The sequence below is a fragment of the Tritonibacter sp. SIMBA_163 genome, from assembly GCF_046535935.1.
Taxonomy (GTDB): domain Bacteria; phylum Pseudomonadota; class Alphaproteobacteria; order Rhodobacterales; family Rhodobacteraceae; genus Epibacterium; species Epibacterium scottomollicae.
In genome coordinates, this window is sequence record NZ_JAWJBP010001485.1 from 1 (window position 1) to 231 (window position 231).

1 protein-coding gene is annotated in these 231 nt (G+C 66.2%); it reads right to left on the reverse strand.

Annotated elements, in window-relative coordinates; all coding sequences use genetic code 11:
• Positions 1–231: RNA polymerase sigma factor (locus R0J92_RS27225; RefSeq protein ID WP_411053979.1), on the reverse strand; the 231-nt coding region annotated here is incomplete at both ends.

The following is a 231-nucleotide window of genomic DNA, read 5'->3' on the forward strand; positions in this document are numbered from 1 at the left end:
GTGACTTGTCCTCGAAGTACGACAGACGCAGCAGCCGGGCCTGCTCCTCGGGCAGGCGTTCGACGGCCGATCGCAGCAGTTCCTGGCGTTGGCTCGCCTCGACCTGCTGGTCCGCCGGCGTTTCCGGCTCCGGGACGATGGCGGGATCTTCCGGATCCAACTCCGGGCGCTTGTCACGGCGGATCGCATCGATGCGCTTGTTCCGCGCAATCGTGAAGATCCAGGTGCTGG